The following is a 14,522-nucleotide window of genomic DNA, read 5'->3' as shown; positions in this document are numbered from 1 at the left end:
CATCAGCGCCAGCGCGCGCGGCGCGTGCCCGCGGCTGCCGGGCAAGAGGGCGACGACGGGCGGCCCGAGGTCCAGGCCGAGCAGCGGCGCTGCGCCGCTGAGCGCGTCGAGCATGGGGTTGCCGAGCGCGCTGACGTTGCCGAGCCCGGCCTCTTGCAGCAGCCGCGCGGTCGGCGCGTCGCGGACATAGACCTGCTCAACGGCGCGCAGAAGCCGTTTTTCCGCCGCGCTGAAGCGCTCCATGAAGTGACGGGCGGGCCGCGCCAGGCTGCTCAAGCTCGAGCGGCCCGCCGCGTGATGGGCCGAGATGAGCGGCTGCACGGCGAAGCGGCGCCTGGCGCGCACCAGCCGGGACAAGAACAGCGCGTAGATGTCGCCGACGGTGACGAGCACGTCGGTCTCGAGCGCGCGGAGCGCGGTTCCCTGCCGCCAGGTCATCGCCAGAAAGCCCGCCCGCAGGTCGTCCGCGAAGAGGCGGGGATGGTGCAGCAGGAAACCGCCGCTCGGCATCACCTGGCGGGGCCCCAGGATGGGCACGCCCAGGGGCTCATAGGCCTCGCCGCGGTCCACGGTCGGAAAGGCCTGAAAGGCATAGCCGGGCAGACGGGAACGGAGCGACTCGAGCAGTCGGGCGCCGATGACGTCCTCACCGTGGCCATTGGAGAGAAGGGTAAGAACCATGACGTCTCAAGCTTACGCCGGACCGAGCGCGACGACTCAGTCTCCAGTCCTTTGCCCCTAGTCCTGTCCTCCCAGCCCTTTCTCTTCAGTCCTTTGCCCGCAACCCCGCTCTTTATACGCCCAGCAGGCATAGAGCGGATCGCCAGCCTCGGGGCTGCAGTTCTCGGAGCAGACCTTGCCGTAGCCGTCCGTGGCCGTAAAGTAGTGTCTGACCAGGCGGACGTGGGCGGCGTCGTCGGAGGTGCGCCAGGCCAGGACGGCCTTGGTCGGAAACATCCGGTTCGAGAAGGCCACGACGAAAGGCGCCCCCGGCTTGAGGAGGCGCGCCACCTCGGCAAAGACCTCGAGGGGCCTGGTAAGGTACTGGACGCTCACCGTACACACCGCAGCGTCGAAGCTCGAGGAGGCAAAGGGCAAGCTAGGCTCGCGGTTGATGTCGCGGACCACAGCGCCGGTGATGGTCGGGTTGCGCTCCATCTCGACCTCGTTGAGCCCGAGGCCGGTGACGCGCTCGAACCGGGGCGGCAGGTGCGAGTAGTAAGAGGCCATCAGGTCGAGCACGTGGCCGTCCGGAAGCAGGCGGTCGTAGAGCACCCCAGCAGCCCGCGACGCCGCTTCGCCGATGTGGGTCAGCAAGCGCGGCTGGGCGTAGAAACCCGCGTCGGGACTCTCATCGAGGCGCTGAAAAAATTCAGGATAGAGCTGGCTCATGCGCTTAGCTTGCCCGCTCAGGCGCGCGCTGGCTGCGAGCTATGCTACTTTTGCGCTAAGGTTTTACTCTAATCGCTGCCGAGTAACGAAATTCTTATCCGGCTCTCAAGCGCATGTCCTGATGTCCTCCATCCTTACCTTTGTCGCGCCCTGGATGGTATTCTGGACTGTTTTCGACGGGCCCGAAGCGCCCAGCTATCGCACCACCCTCGAGCCCAGGGAGGCCTCACCTTGAACGAAGGACACGTCGTCCCGGTAGCCATTACCGACGAGATAAAAACGAGCTTTATCAACTACGCCATGTCGGTCATCGTCGACCGCGCCCTGCCCGACGTGCGCGACGGTTTGAAGCCGGTGCAGCGCCGCATCCTCTACGCCATGCACCAGGAGGGCTTGGCGAGCAACCGCAAGCACTCCAAGTCGGCCGGGGTGGTCGGCGAGGTCATCAAGAAGTACCACCCGCACGGCGACAGCGCCATCTACGACGCCATGGTCAGAATGGCGCAGGGCTGGAACCTGAGATATCCGCTGATCGACGGCCAGGGCAACTTCGGTTGCTTTACGGCCGACACCAAGATCAAACTGCTGGACGGCACCGAACGCAGTTTTGCCGAACTCGCCGCGTTGCCGTCCGATGAAGTCTTCTACGTCTATTCGGTCGATGCCAAAGGTCGCGTTGTTGTAGGGGAAGGCCGTTACGCCCGCATCACCAGACAACAGGCCGAACTCATCGAGCTCACCTTCGATGACGGATCGGCCGTACGCTGCACACCCGACCACAAGTTTATGCTGCGAGACGGCAGCTACAAGGAAGCGCAGCATCTCAGCGTCGACGACAGCCTGATGGCGGGCTACTTCGACAGCGCCCCCATCAATCCCAACACCAACGACTACTTGCGCGTCTTACAGCCCCGCACGGGTGAGTACGAGTTTGTGCATCACCTCGCCGACGCCTACAACGAAACCTATAGCGAAAAGCATCAGGGGGAGGGGCGCCGGGGGCCGTACCTGCGGCACCACAAGAACTTCAACAGGTTCGACAACCGTCCCGGCAACATCGAGCGCTTGAGCTGGCTCGAGCACATGCACCTGCACGGTGAACATCTCGCTGCTCTATGGCAAGACGAGGGTTTCCGTCAGGCGCAACGCGAGGGCGTGCGGCGTTATTATGCACAAAATCCCGAGGTGCTCGAGGTGGCCTCCACCCATAACCACCGCGTGGTCGGCATCAGGGTGCTTAGCGAGCGGGAGGACGTGTACGATATTACCGTCGATGAGCATCACAACTTCATGCTCGCCAACGGCTGCGTGGTCCATAACAGCATCGACGGCGATCCAGCGGCCGCCTACCGCTACACCGAGGCGCGCATGACGCAGGTCGCCGAGGTGCTCTTAGCCGATATCGACAAGGAAACGGTCGACTTCAGGCCCAACTTCGACGAGACCACCGAGGAGCCCGAGGTCCTGCCCTCGGCGGTGCCCAACATGCTCATCAACGGCGCCTCGGGCATCGCCGTGGGCATGGCGACCAACATCGCGCCGCACAATTTGACCGAGATCGTCGACGGCCTCGTCGCCATGATCGACAAGCCCGAGGTCAGCCTCGACGAGATCATGCAGTTCGTGAAGGGCCCCGACTTCCCCACCGGCGGCATCATGAGCCGCGCGGGCATCCGCCAGGCCCTGGAGACGGGCCGGGGCGGCATCAAGCTGCGCGGCAGAGTCCGCTTCGAGGAGCGCAACAACCGCCACTCGATCGTCGTCACCGAGATCCCCTACCAGGTCAACAAGACCAGCCTGATCCAGACCGTCGCCAGCCTGGTGCGTGCCAAGAAGATCGAGGACATCTCCAACCTGCGCGACGAGTCCGACCGCCAGGGCATGCGCATCGTCTTTGAACTGAAGCGCGGCGCGCACCCCGAACTCGTCTTGAACCAGCTCTACAAGTACACCCAGCTCCAGACGACCTTCAGCGTCAACAACTTAGCCATCGTGGGCCGCTCGCCCAGGGTCTTGCCGCTCCTGGAGTCGCTCCGGCTGTTCCTGGATCACCGCGCCGACGTGGTGCGCCGGCGCACCCGCTTTGAGCTGCGCAAGGCGAGAGAGCGGGCGCACATCCTGGAGGGCTATCTCATTGCCCTCGACCGCATGGACGAGGTCATCGCCCTGATCCGGGCGTCAAAGGACGGCCCCGAGGCCAAGACCGGCCTGAGGGGCGAGTTCAGCCTTTCGGACGCGCAAGCCCAGGCCGTGCTCGACATGCGTTTGCAGCGCCTGACCGGCTTGGAGCGCGAAAAGGTCCAGGCCGAGTACCGCGAGCTGATGGAGACGATCGCCTACCTGCAGACCATCCTGAACGACGAAGGGGAACTGTGGCGGGTCATCAGAAGCGAGCTGAAGGACATCAAGAAGCGCTTCAGCGACCCGCGCCGCACCCAGATCAGCGACTTGGAGGGCGACATCAGCAAGGAGGACCTGATCGCCGAGGAGGAGATGGTCGTGACCTTGACCAAGGGCGGCTACATCAAGCGCACCGCCCTGACGAGCTACCGCGCCCAGGCTCGCGGCGGCCGCGGGGTGAGCGCCCAGAAGCAAAAAGAGGACGACTTCAACTCGCTGATGATCGTGGGCTCGACCCACGACTACCTGCTCTTCTTCACCGACCGGGGCCGGGTCTACCGCGAGAAGATCTACGACCTGCCCGAGGCCGAGCGCGCCGCGCGCGGCGCACACCTGCGCAACATCCTGCCCTTAGAGGGCGACGAAAACGTCGAGACGGTCTTGTCGGTCAAGAGCTTCGACGCCGACGGCTACTTCGTCTTCGCCACCCGCCAGGGCATGGTCAAGAAGACGGCGATCCGCGAGTACGGCAACATCAACGCCTCGGGCCTGATCGCCCTCAACCTGATGGACGGCGACGAGCTGGTGGCGGTGCGCGTGACCAGCGGCACTTCCCATGTGATCGTGGCCAGCCGCGACGGCCAGGCCATCCGCTTCGACGAGAGCGAAGTTCGCGACACCGGCCGCGCCACCCAGGGCGTCAGGGGCATCCGCCTCAAGCGGGGCGACGTGCTCATCAGCATGACGGTAGTGAGCGAAGAGCGACTCGACAGCGCCGAACTCCTGGCGGTCTCCGAGCACGGCTTCGGCAAGCGCACCTCCTTGGGCGAGTATCCCGTGCAGGGCCGCGGCGGCCAGGGCGTGATCACGCTCAGGGTGACCGACAAGACCGGCGGCCTGGTCAGCCTCGCCAACGTGGCGGGCGACGAGGAGCTCCTGGTCCTGTCCGAGGGCGGCGTCCTGATCCGCACCCGGGTCTCACAGGTCAGCACCTATGGCCGCTCGTCGCAGGGCGTCACCATCATGCGGCTGGGTGAGGACGACCGGGTCGTCTCGGCGATGGTGATGCTGCCCGAGGAAGCCCTCGACAAGGACGCGGACGCCACCGTCAGCGCCGAAGCGCTGGTAGGGTGAGACAGGGGTCAGGAGTCAGGGGTCAGGGGTCAGGGGTCAGGGGCTAGGGAAAAGTCAAAACCCCAGAACCTAGCCCCTAGACCCCGCATAGAGGGAGCGTCACCATCGCAAAGACCAGAACAACCTCAGCGGTCAGAAGGAAGCCGCGTGTCCTTCTCGACTGCGATCCCGGTCACGACGACGCGGTCGCCATGCTCATGGCCGCCCTACACTGCGAACTGGTGGGCGTCACCACGGTGAGCGGCAACGTCGCGCTGGATCTCACCACCAGGAACGCGCTCGTCACCTGCCAGATTTTCGGCCTCGAGGTGCCCGTTCACGCCGGCGCCGCCAGGCCGCTCCTGAGCGAGCCCAAGCACGCCCAGTTCATCCACGGCAATACCGGCCTGGACGGCCCCGCACTGCCCGAACTGGGGCGCGAGGTCGCCAGCCGTGACGCGGTGGGTTTTATCATCGACAGCGCGAGGAGGTATGGCGACCTCTACCTCGTGGCGACCGGGCCGCTGACCAACCTGGCCCTGGCCCTGCGCTGCGCGCCCGACATCGCCAAGAGGCTCAAGGGTATCAGCCTCATGGGTGGCAGCGCCAGCTTCGGCAACGTCACGCCGGCCGCCGAGTTCAACATCTTCTTCGACCCCGAAGCCGCCGACATCGTCTTCAGCTGCGGGGTGCCGCTCATGATGTGCGGCCTCAACGTCACGCACCAGGTCATGGTCACGCCTGAGCACACCCTCCGCTGGCGGGCCTTTGGTGGCCGGGCGGCCGTCTTCGTCGCCGACCTGCTCGAGTTCTACGGCAACGCTTACGCCAAAAAGTTTTCCGGTCGGCAGCGAGGCCCGCTCCACGACCCCTGCGCGGTTCTCGCCCTCAGCCATCCCGAGCTCTTCACCTTCGCGCCGCGGCGCGTGGCTATCGAGCTGCGCGGCGAGCACACCCGCGGCATGACCTTAGTAGACGAGCGCGGCGTCAAAGGGCAGAGGCGGCCCAACGTCCAGGTTGCTTACGGCGCCGACGCGGAGGCCGTCTTGGGGCTGCTCGAGGAGGCGCTCCGCAGCTGGGCCTGACCCGAGCCGGGCGGGGTGATATAACCTATCCGCAAAGGGGCCGACGATGATTCATTTTCACCACGTCACCAAGACCTACTCGCGCACGCACACGCACGCGCTCAAGGACATCGACTTTAAAATCGACAAGGGTGAGTTCGCCTACATCACCGGGCACTCCGGGGCGGGCAAGTCCACGCTCCTGGGGCTCATCTTGCGGCGCATCACCCCGACCGAGGGCAGCATCTACATCGCCGGGCAGGACCTCAGCAAGGTGCGCGAGGGCCACCTGCCCTACATGCGCCGCAAGATCGGCATGGTCTTTCAAGACCACCGCCTCCTCGCCCACTACTCGGCCCTGGAGAACCTCACCTTCGCGCTCAGGGCGACGGGGGAAAAGGGCAACTTGGAGCAGCGCGCCATGACCATCCTTCGCCAGGTCTCCTTGGCGCACAAGCGCAAGGCCTACCCCATCGAGCTGTCCCTGGGCGAGCAGCAGCGCGTCGCCATCGGCCGGGCGCTGGTCACCAACCCGCCCCTCTTGCTCTGCGACGAGCCGACGGGCAACTTGGATCCCGATACCAGCTGGGAGATCCTCGAACTTTTGAACGACTTAAACATCCGCGGCACCACCATTCTCCTGGCGACGCACTCCAAGGACCTCGTCGATCAGCTGAGGCGCCGCACCATCGTCTTACGCAACGGCCAGATCGTGCGCGACGACGAGGTGGGCGGCTACTCGCTGTAGTGGCCGTACTGGACTACCGCGGCGCCCGCCGCCAGGACTACGAGGCCGTCCGCCTCCAGGACTACGAGGCTGTCCGCCTCGAGCCTGGCGGTGGAAAGGCTGCCAGGGGCCGGCGCGGGCGCCGCGGATGAGGGCCGCAAAGGCTGAAGGCGGCTGCGGCGGCCCGGCCACCAGCCCCGCGCCAGCACGGCGACGACCGAGTCACATCTCCACGCGACTCACCGCGAGACGCACCACGACTCAGCACTACCGATCATTTCGACTGGAACTGGATAAGAATTCGGTAACCTCCGAGAGCGATAATAATGCTGTATGGTACTCATCGGCATTACGAGTTGTTCATGCAGGAGGTTCGATATGAAACCCACCGATTTTCGCAAGCTGATAACGGTCGGCATCCTGAGCGCAAGCCTGCTCTTTGGAGCCGTGGCGTCTGCTCAGGCCACACCGCCCGCGGGCACCACGGAGCCGGTGACGACCACGCAGCCGGTGACCACACAGACGCGGGACAATAACTGGGGCTGGATCGGTCTGATAGGGCTCCTTGGCCTGGGCGGCCTGTTGGGACGCCGCAAGAATGAAGCGGATACCCGTCCCAGAACCGAAACTCGCCCTAGAACCTGAGCCAGACGAGGCCGGCGTTGCAAACCGCACAAGAGGCGGGTGAGATACCTCACCGGCCTCTTGTCATTGCTATTGTTCGGTGCCAGAGGCCGCGAGTGGCCAGTGCACCGCAACGAGACCGCCGATCGCGGAACAATAGCTTATGCTGGCGTCCAGAAAGGACGTCCTCATGCCACCATCAGGCAACCTATCCTTGGGCAAACTATCACGTTGGGGCGCGGTGATTGCGCTCGGCGTCGCCGCCGGCTACGGCGCGCGCTCCCTCGCCGAGCGCGCCGGCCGCAACCTCGGCAGCTCACCGCACCTTGACTGGGAGCAGGCGCACAGGCTGGCCTTGCGCGTCTCGGGCTGGCAAGGAGCCGGGGTTCCCGACCGCGCCTTGCGTCAGAGGCAGTACAGCGAGATGGTCGCGCGCAGCGAGCCGCTCGTCGCCGCCTACCTGGGCAGGCGCCTGCCGCGTCCCATCGAAGAGGTCCACGTCGTCGACCGCCGCGACTGGCTGGAGGCCAACTTCGCCTCGCTCGCGCTGCTTTTAGAACCCCTGGAGGATATCTTCACCCGGCTGAGAGCCCACCCAAGCCCTCCCCTGGCAGCGCTCCTGGGCGGCCGCCTGGCCGGAGCCCAGATCGGCGTCCTGTTCGGCGTCTTGGCCCGGCGCGTGCTCGGCCAGTACGACCTGAGCCTGCTCTCCCCCGACCCCGACAGCCAAGGCGCGCTTCTCTTCGTCGAGCCGAACATCGCGCGCCTTGGCGCGCAACTCGGCTTGAGGGGCGAGGACCTCCGGCTGTGGGTCACGCTCCATGAGGTGACCCACGTCTTTCAGTTCGAGGCCTACCCCTGGGTGCGCCCCTACTTCAGCGACCTCCTGCGCCAGATGCTGAGGGCGCTCGCCGGCGAGCTGTCGAGGCCGGACGCCGGCCTGACCCAGTTTGCCGGGCGCCTCATCGAAGGCCGGCTGATGGGCCGCCACTGGCTCGAGGGCGCACTCTCGCCCGAGGTAAAACCCCTCTTCGAGCGGGTCCAGGCGCTGATGTCCTTGTCCGAGGGCTACTCGAACCACCTCATGCGGGCCATCGGCCGGGAGCTGCTGCCGAGCTACGGCGAGATCGACAGGCGGATGAAGGAGCGCGAAAGGTCAAAGCCGCTCCTGCTCGAGCTCTTCGACCGCCTCACCGGCATGGACCTGAAGCTGGCGCAGTACCAGGAGGGCGAGGCCTTTGTGAGCGCGGTCACGGCGGCGCGCGGCCTCGCCTTTGCCAACCGCGCCTGGGATGGGCCCGAGAGGCTGCCGACGCTGGCCGAAATCCGCGCGCCAGAGCGCTGGATCGCGCGGCTAGAGGGCTAAAGGGCCGGGCGGGAACCGCCTCTTGTAGACCTGCTTGTAGGCCTGCCGGCTGGCCTCCCAACCCGGAGATGCCGTAGGGATGCCGTAGAGGTGCTATAGTGGTCCTGGAGCAAGGCTACCTCGAGCCTCATCCAGGGCTTGTTCTGCCAGCCGGAGCGGCTGGCTTCCCCTTGTCGTAGAGGATGTCGTCGTAGAGGATGTCGTCGTAGAGGATACGGTCCTTCAAACTGGGACCGCCGTACCTAGCGTCGTTTACAAGGCGCGCCGCCACGCCCTCTTAGACGCCGCGTCAGCAGACACGCTTCAGTGCCGACGCGGTGCAGCGGCCGTGGTAGCCCCGCGCCCTCAGCATTCGCACCGTTTGGAGCAACCACCGTCTTGAGCAACCACCGCTTGAGCAACCACCGCCAACGCGCCTGGGAAATGGGCCGCTTCAGCGCACGTGGGCAAGGGCCGAGGTTGCGGTTCTAGAACAAGCCTGAAAGCCAGCCGAAGGAGGCGTTATGGAAGCAACAGCCAAGAGAACCGCGCTCGCAGCCGAGCCGCAGCGCGAGAAGCAGGAGAGCGGCGAGGGTGCGCAGGAGCGGACGGCGCTCCCCGCCTGGTTCCACACAGCGGACGTTCAGGGGCTGATCACGCTAGGCCACGAAGAGGGATCGCTCGACACCGAGGCGATCGACCTCGCCCTCGACAATGCCCTCGAGTTCCTCGGCCTGACGCGCGATGCCGAGCACTTCGAGCGCCTGGTAGCGGTGCTGGACGGCGAAGGAATCGCCGTCGCCGACCTCGCGGCCGACGAGGTGCTCGACGACCTGGACGATGAGGTACCCAGCGGCCATGACGGTGAGCCGGGTCGCGGCGAGGCAGAGGCTCGAGCGGAAACCGCGGCCGCCAGGATCACCCTCACCGACCCCGTGCGCCAGTACCTTCAGGAGATCGGCCGGGTCGCGCTCCTAAAGCTCGAGGAGGAGATTTCGCTGGCGCGCCGCATCGAGGAGGGTGAGGCCGCCGCGGAGCGCCTGACCCAAGGCGCCTTGTCCGAGCGGGCCGGGCGCGGCTTCAAGCGCGTGGCGGAAGAGGGCGAGCGGGCGCGTCAGGAGCTGATCGAGGCCAACCTCCGCCTGGTCGTCTCGATCGCCAAAAAGTACACCCACCGCGGCATGAGCTTTCTGGATCTCATCCAGGAGGGCAACCTGGGGCTGATCCGCGCCGTCCAGAAGTTCGAGTACCGCCGCCGCTACAAGTTCAGCACTTACGCGACCTGGTGGATCCGTCAGGCCATCAACCGCGCCATCGCCGACCAGTCGCGGACCATCCGCATCCCCGTGCACATGGTGGAAACCGTCAACAAGCTGAGCCGCGCCAGCCGCGACCTCCACCAGGAACTCGCCCGCGAGCCCAGCTTCGACGAGATTTCCGAGGTGATGGGGCCGGCCTGGAACGCCGACAAGGTCGAAGAGGTCCTCCTGCTCACGCGCGAGCCGATCTCCCTCGAGACCCCCGTGGGCGACGAAAAGGAGACCTCTTACGGCGACTTCATTCCCGATGACTGTATCGAGTCGCCTCTCGACTCGGCCAGCAAGACCTTGCTCAACGAAGCACTCGCGCGGGCGCTCGAGAAGCTGAGCGAGCGCGAGGCCACCGTGCTCAAGCTGCGCAAAGGGCTCGTCGACGGCCGTGAACACACCCTCGAGGAGGTCGGCAAGCACTTCGGCGTGACCCGCGAGCGGATCCGCCAGATCGAGAACAAGGCGCTGCGCAAGCTCAAGTACCACGAGACCCGCAACCACAAGCTGCGAGACTTCCTGGACTGAGCTTGGCAAGAGGTCTGGGGCCTCACACCGCCAGCCAATCCAGCCATTCGTTAGCGGTGTGAGGCCCATAAAGAAGGTGGCTGCGGACCGCCCTGTAGAAGTGTAGAAGCAACGTCCATCAGCCTGGCGCCCCAAAAAAATCCTTCACCGCCGCCGCCGCCGCCCGCCCCACCCCGGGAATGCGGGCGAGCTCGTCTAAGCCGGCCTCCCTAAGCTGGTCCACGCTCGAGAAGTGCGCCAAGAGCGCGTCGCGGCGCCTGGGGCCGATGCCGGGGATGTCGTCTAGGATGCTCCGCGTCATCGCCTTGCCGCGCCGCTGGCGGTTATAGCCCACGGCCACGCGGTGCGCCTCGTCGCGGATGTTGATGAGGAGGCGCAGGGCCGGGTGCGTCTCGGGCAAGACGATGTCGGGGCCGCCCTCGCGGATGATGGTCTCCTGCTTTTTGGCCAGGCCGAGCAGGGGGACGTCGAGCCCCACCTCGGTGAGCGCCCGCCGCGCCGCGCTCACCTGGCCCTTGCCCCCGTCGATGAGGATGAGGTCGGGCAGGGCCATCTTGTCGGCCAGGGCGCCCGTAAAGCGCCGGGTGATGATCTGGTGCATGGCGCAATAGTCGTCGGGCTTTTCCAGCCCGCGGATGTTGACGCGCTTGTACTCGGACTTTCGCGCCCGCCCGCCCTCGAAGACCACGATGCTGGCGACGGTGTGCGTGCCCATCAGGTTGGAGATGTCGTAGCCTTCGGTGCGGTAGGGCGGATTCTCCAGCTCGGCGACGCGCTGAAGCTCCCCCACACCGGGGGCGTCGCCGCGACGCTCCAAGAGGGCCAGCTCGGCCTCGAGCCCGGTGCGCGCGTTGCGTTCGGCTAAGCCCAGGAACTCGAGCTTGTCGCCGCGACGGGGCGCGCGCAGCTCGACTCGGCGCCCCGCGCGTTCGCTCAAGAAGGCCTCCCAGACCCCGCGCCCCAGGCCAGCCTCGGGCACCAGCACGAGCGGGGGAATCTGCATCGCCTGGCCGTAGTAGTCGGCCATGAAAGCCTCGAGGACTTCGCCCGCTGTCGCCGTCTCGGCGTTGGTCAAGAAGCGCTTGTCGCGGCCGATGACGCGCCCGCGCCGCAGCTGGAAGATCTGCACCATGGCGTAGTTGCCGGCCTGGGCCAGACCCAAAAAGTCCAGGTTCTCCTCGGCGCCGTGCATGACGTTCGAGTCGTAGCCGGTCAGGCGCTCGACCGCCTGGATGCGGTCGCGGTACTTGCTCGCCAGCTCGAAGTCCTGCCGCTGTGCCGCCGCCGCCATCTGTCCCTTGAGCATGCCCATGGTGTCCTCGATCCGGCCCTCCAAAAAGGCCCGCACCCCCTCGACCACCTGGGCGTAGTCCTCCTTGGACACCTCGTCTATGCAGGGCGCCAGACAGCGGCCCATATGAAACCGCAGGCAGGGCTTCTTGCGCCCTTGCAGGGGCACGCCGCTGTTTTGCCTGAGCGGAAAGATCGAGGCGATCAGGTTCTGCACCTGCCGGACCGCGCTCGCGTTGGGGTAGGGGCCGAAGTACTGGGCGCCGTCCTTGATGACCCGCCGGGTAAAGAGGAGAATGGGAAAATCCTCCTTGGTGAGCTTCAGGAAAGGGTAGCTCTTGTCGTCCTTTAGGAGCACGTTGTAGTGCGGCTTGTAGCGCTTGATCAGGTTGGCCTCGAGGATCAGCGCCTCGACCTCGCTCTGGGTGACGATGAACTCGAGGCGCGCCGCCTTTTGCCTTATCAGGGTGCTCTTCTGGCCCTTGGCGTCGTTAAAGTAGCTGCGCACCCGGCTGCGCAGGTTGACGGCCTTGCCGACGTAGATGACGGTGCCCGCAGCGTCGTACCAGAGGTAGCAACCGGGCTGGTTGGGCAAGACGGGCAGATCCTTGAGCGTCACAAGACCCGATTTTACCGCGCCGGATGAGGAGCAAGCGTGCTCGAGGGGACGGAGGCTCGAGCGATCCATCGGCGGTGTAAGCTGGTCACAGGATTCGCCATGACCTTCGACAAACTCAAAGCCAGGTGGCAGCTCGAGGCGCAGGGGCAAAAGCGCGAGGCCGCGGCGCGCCGAGCAGCACTCACTCGAGCCAAGCCCCTCTTCGCGCGCTTCGGCGTCCGCAAGGCGGTGCTCTTCGGCTCCGTGGCCGCGGGCAGGAGCCGCGCTGGCTCGGACATCGACCTGCTGGTCTTGCCCCTCGCCGCGGCGCAGTACTGGGACTTCAAACGCGAGCTGGAAGAAAGCTTGGCCTACCCCGTCGACCTCCACAGCCAGGACGACGACCCCGGCTTTGTGGAGAAGGTTCTGAGCCGGGGCGAGGTCATCTATGAGGATCTCTATGAAGCCTAGCCTCGAGCTGCTCAAGGCCGACGTGCGCGACGAGCTCGCCAAGCTCGAGCAGCTCCGGCAGACGTTCGCCGCGCTTACACCGATGCTCGCCAAAACCCCGGACGAGGTGCCATTTTATGACCGGGCGGCGCTAGGCTACTACCTGCACAGCTTCTACAACGGCTGCGAGAACATCTTTCGAGCCGTCGCGCGCTTTTTCGAGAACGACCTAGACGCGGACGGTTGGCACCGCGATCTCTTGAAGCGCATGAAACTCGAGCTGCCCGGCTACCGTCCGGCGCTGATCGACGAGGAACTCTACGCGCTGCTCAACGACTTTCGCGACTTCAGACACGTCTTTCGCCACTCCTACACCTTCGAGCTCGACTGGGAAAGGGAGCGGTTGGTCGCCAGCAAGTTGGACCGTGCCGCCAGCTTGCTACGCGAGCAGGTGGAGGTATTTTTGGGTGGGCTCGAGGACCTGGACGCCTGAGCGTCCTAGCGCCGCCTCGAGGCCAGGATAAAGTAGATGAGGTAGGCGATCGCGGTCGCGGCGGCGGCGACGTAGGTCATGGCGGCGGCGGTCAAGACCGCCTTGGCCCCGCCCGCGTCCTGACGGGTGACCAGACCCATCGTCTGAAGCTGCGCGAGCGCGCGCCGCGAGGCGTCGAACTCGACGGGCAGGGTGACGAGATGAAAGAGCACCGCGCCCGCGAAGAGAAAGATGCCTACCTGCAAGAGGAGCCCGCCGGCGCCGCCGGCCTCGGCGCCCGCGCCCAAGAAGATGCCGAAGATAGCCAGCATCGGGCCGAACTGCGAGCCGATGTTGGCGACGGGCACCAGGGCCGCGCGAAAGCGCAGCGGCGCGTAGGCCTGGGCGTGCTGGATGGCGTGGCCGACCTCGTGCGCGGCGACGGCCAGACCGGCGACATTGGCGTGGCCGTAGTTGCCCTCGGAGAGCCTGACCGTGCGCGACCTGGGGTCATAGTGGTCGGTGAGCTGGCCCTTGACAGCCTCGACCTTGACCTCTGGCAGGCCGTTGGCGTTGAGAATCGCGCGGGCCGTCTGCGCGCCCGTCAGCCCGGCGGCGTTGCCCACCCGCGTCCACTTGCTGTAGGTGCTCTTCAGCCAGGACTGGATGAGCATGGTCACGACAAAGGCGACCCCGCCGATAAGATAATAGGTGATCATGACCTGAGCCTCCTCATGAAGTGCGACATCCTTAGAACGGCGCGAGCCCGCGAGCCGTTTCCCCTAACTGTAACCGACAGGGGTTGCTCAAGCCCTAAACGGGCGAACACGATCCCCAGTGCCTCGCCCCTGACGGCCGTACCCTAGTCCAGCATCATGGACTCAGGCGTCTCCAGGATCTCGATCACCTGGCCCGTGAACATCGTCACGGTCCGTTGGAGCGCCATATAAGCACCATTCTCACCAGCTGGTGCAAACATAGGGATAGGCTAAGCTATGAAACGCGCGACCATCACCTTCCCTGATGAGCTCGAGCAAAAGCTCAACGCCTACCTGAAAGGGCAACGTACCCCGCCGAGCCTCAGCACGGTCGTGCAGGTCGCCTTAGATGAGTACCTGGAAAATCAGAAGTGGGCTGAGTATGACGTCCGCCCTGCCAGCGGACCCCTCACTATCACAGTTTCTGATGAAGGAAGCGCCGCGAGCGATGTGAGCATCAATCACGACAGGTACTTGGCCGACGCTATTTATGAACGCAAAGTCACCCGCGCCC

Annotated in this window: 14 protein-coding genes; 9 read left to right on the top strand and 5 right to left on the bottom strand. The window is 65.6% G+C overall.

Features of this window, described 5'->3' with window-relative positions; genetic code table 11:
• Both M3498_12840 and M3498_12835 read right to left on the bottom strand, forming a co-directional pair.
• Positions 1-681, bottom strand: a 681-nt coding sequence (locus tag M3498_12840) for a hypothetical protein (protein ID MDQ3460169.1), incomplete at its 3' end; no start/stop codon positions are given.
• Between the two features lie 57 nt (positions 682-738).
• Positions 739-1,392 (bottom strand): class I SAM-dependent methyltransferase, encoded by a 654-nt coding sequence (locus M3498_12835; protein ID MDQ3460168.1) that lies wholly within the window; start codon positions 1,390-1,392, stop codon positions 739-741.
• 231 nt (positions 1,393-1,623) lie between these two features.
• Between M3498_12835 and gyrA the strand changes: the two genes are divergently transcribed.
• The 3 genes from gyrA (at position 1,624) to ftsE (ending at position 6,657) form a co-directional block, all read left to right on the top strand.
• On the top strand, positions 1,624-4,866 hold the full coding sequence (gene gyrA / locus M3498_12830) for a DNA gyrase subunit A (protein MDQ3460167.1): 3,243 nt from the start codon (positions 1,624-1,626) through the stop codon (positions 4,864-4,866).
• A gap of 191 nt (positions 4,867-5,057) precedes the next feature.
• Positions 5,058-5,930: a nucleoside hydrolase gene (locus M3498_12825; protein MDQ3460166.1), complete on the top strand. Its 873-nt coding sequence runs from the start codon at positions 5,058-5,060 to the stop codon at positions 5,928-5,930.
• 46 nt (positions 5,931-5,976) lie between these two features.
• Entirely contained in the window at positions 5,977-6,657 is a 681-nt protein-coding gene (ftsE, locus tag M3498_12820) for a cell division ATP-binding protein FtsE (protein MDQ3460165.1), read from the top strand.
• On the opposite strand, the gene M3498_12815 is transcribed toward ftsE, so the two are convergent.
• The gene (locus M3498_12815) at positions 6,645-6,797 is read right to left on the bottom strand and encodes a hypothetical protein (protein ID MDQ3460164.1); all 153 of its coding nucleotides are present in this window, start codon (positions 6,795-6,797) and stop codon (positions 6,645-6,647) included. The genes ftsE and M3498_12815 overlap by 13 nt on opposite strands.
• A gap of 217 nt (positions 6,798-7,014) precedes the next feature.
• Here M3498_12815 and M3498_12810 point away from each other — a divergent pair, with 217 nt between their 5' ends.
• From M3498_12810 to rpoD, 3 genes are all read left to right on the top strand, one after another.
• Complete coding sequence (locus tag M3498_12810; GenBank protein MDQ3460163.1) at positions 7,015-7,281, top strand: LPXTG cell wall anchor domain-containing protein; 267 nt, start codon at positions 7,015-7,017, stop codon at positions 7,279-7,281.
• A gap of 142 nt (positions 7,282-7,423) precedes the next feature.
• Positions 7,424-8,626 carry a zinc-dependent metalloprotease gene (locus tag M3498_12805; protein ID MDQ3460162.1) on the top strand — a complete coding sequence of 401 codons (1,203 nt, stop codon included), beginning with the start codon at positions 7,424-7,426 and terminating at the stop codon, positions 8,624-8,626.
• A 503-nt stretch (positions 8,627-9,129) separates the two neighbouring features.
• Positions 9,130-10,440 carry an RNA polymerase sigma factor RpoD gene (gene rpoD, locus M3498_12800; protein MDQ3460161.1) on the top strand — a complete coding sequence of 437 codons (1,311 nt, stop codon included), beginning with the start codon at positions 9,130-9,132 and terminating at the stop codon, positions 10,438-10,440.
• 118 nt (positions 10,441-10,558) lie between these two features.
• On the opposite strand, the gene uvrC is transcribed toward rpoD, so the two are convergent.
• Positions 10,559-12,349 carry an excinuclease ABC subunit UvrC gene (gene uvrC / locus M3498_12795; GenBank protein MDQ3460160.1) on the bottom strand — a complete coding sequence of 597 codons (1,791 nt, stop codon included), beginning with the start codon at positions 12,347-12,349 and terminating at the stop codon, positions 10,559-10,561.
• Positions 12,350-12,448: 99 nt separating this feature from the next.
• On the opposite strand from uvrC, the gene M3498_12790 reads away from it, so the two are divergent.
• Together M3498_12790 and M3498_12785 are read left to right on the top strand one after the other, a co-directional pair.
• Positions 12,449-12,799 carry a nucleotidyltransferase domain-containing protein gene (locus M3498_12790; GenBank protein ID MDQ3460159.1) on the top strand — a complete coding sequence of 117 codons (351 nt, stop codon included), beginning with the start codon at positions 12,449-12,451 and terminating at the stop codon, positions 12,797-12,799.
• The gene (locus M3498_12785; GenBank protein ID MDQ3460158.1) at positions 12,789-13,271 is read left to right on the top strand and encodes an antitoxin; all 483 of its coding nucleotides are present in this window, start codon (positions 12,789-12,791) and stop codon (positions 13,269-13,271) included. The genes M3498_12790 and M3498_12785 overlap by 11 nt, the downstream gene beginning before the upstream one ends.
• Before the next feature lie 5 nt (positions 13,272-13,276).
• Here M3498_12785 and M3498_12780 read toward each other — a convergent pair whose 3' ends face one another.
• Complete coding sequence (locus M3498_12780; GenBank protein ID MDQ3460157.1) at positions 13,277-13,969, bottom strand: zinc metallopeptidase; 693 nt, start codon at positions 13,967-13,969, stop codon at positions 13,277-13,279.
• Between the two features lie 276 nt (positions 13,970-14,245).
• Between M3498_12780 and M3498_12775 the strand changes: the two genes are divergently transcribed.
• Positions 14,246-14,522, top strand: a 277-nt coding sequence (locus M3498_12775; protein MDQ3460156.1) for a hypothetical protein, incomplete at its 3' end; no start/stop codon positions are given.

It is taken from the genome of Deinococcota bacterium (genome assembly GCA_030858465.1).
GTDB lineage: Bacteria > Deinococcota > Deinococci > Deinococcales > Trueperaceae > JALZLY01.
Note: the sequence above shows the minus strand (reverse complement) of the source record. Positions and strands in the feature narration are given on the sequence as shown.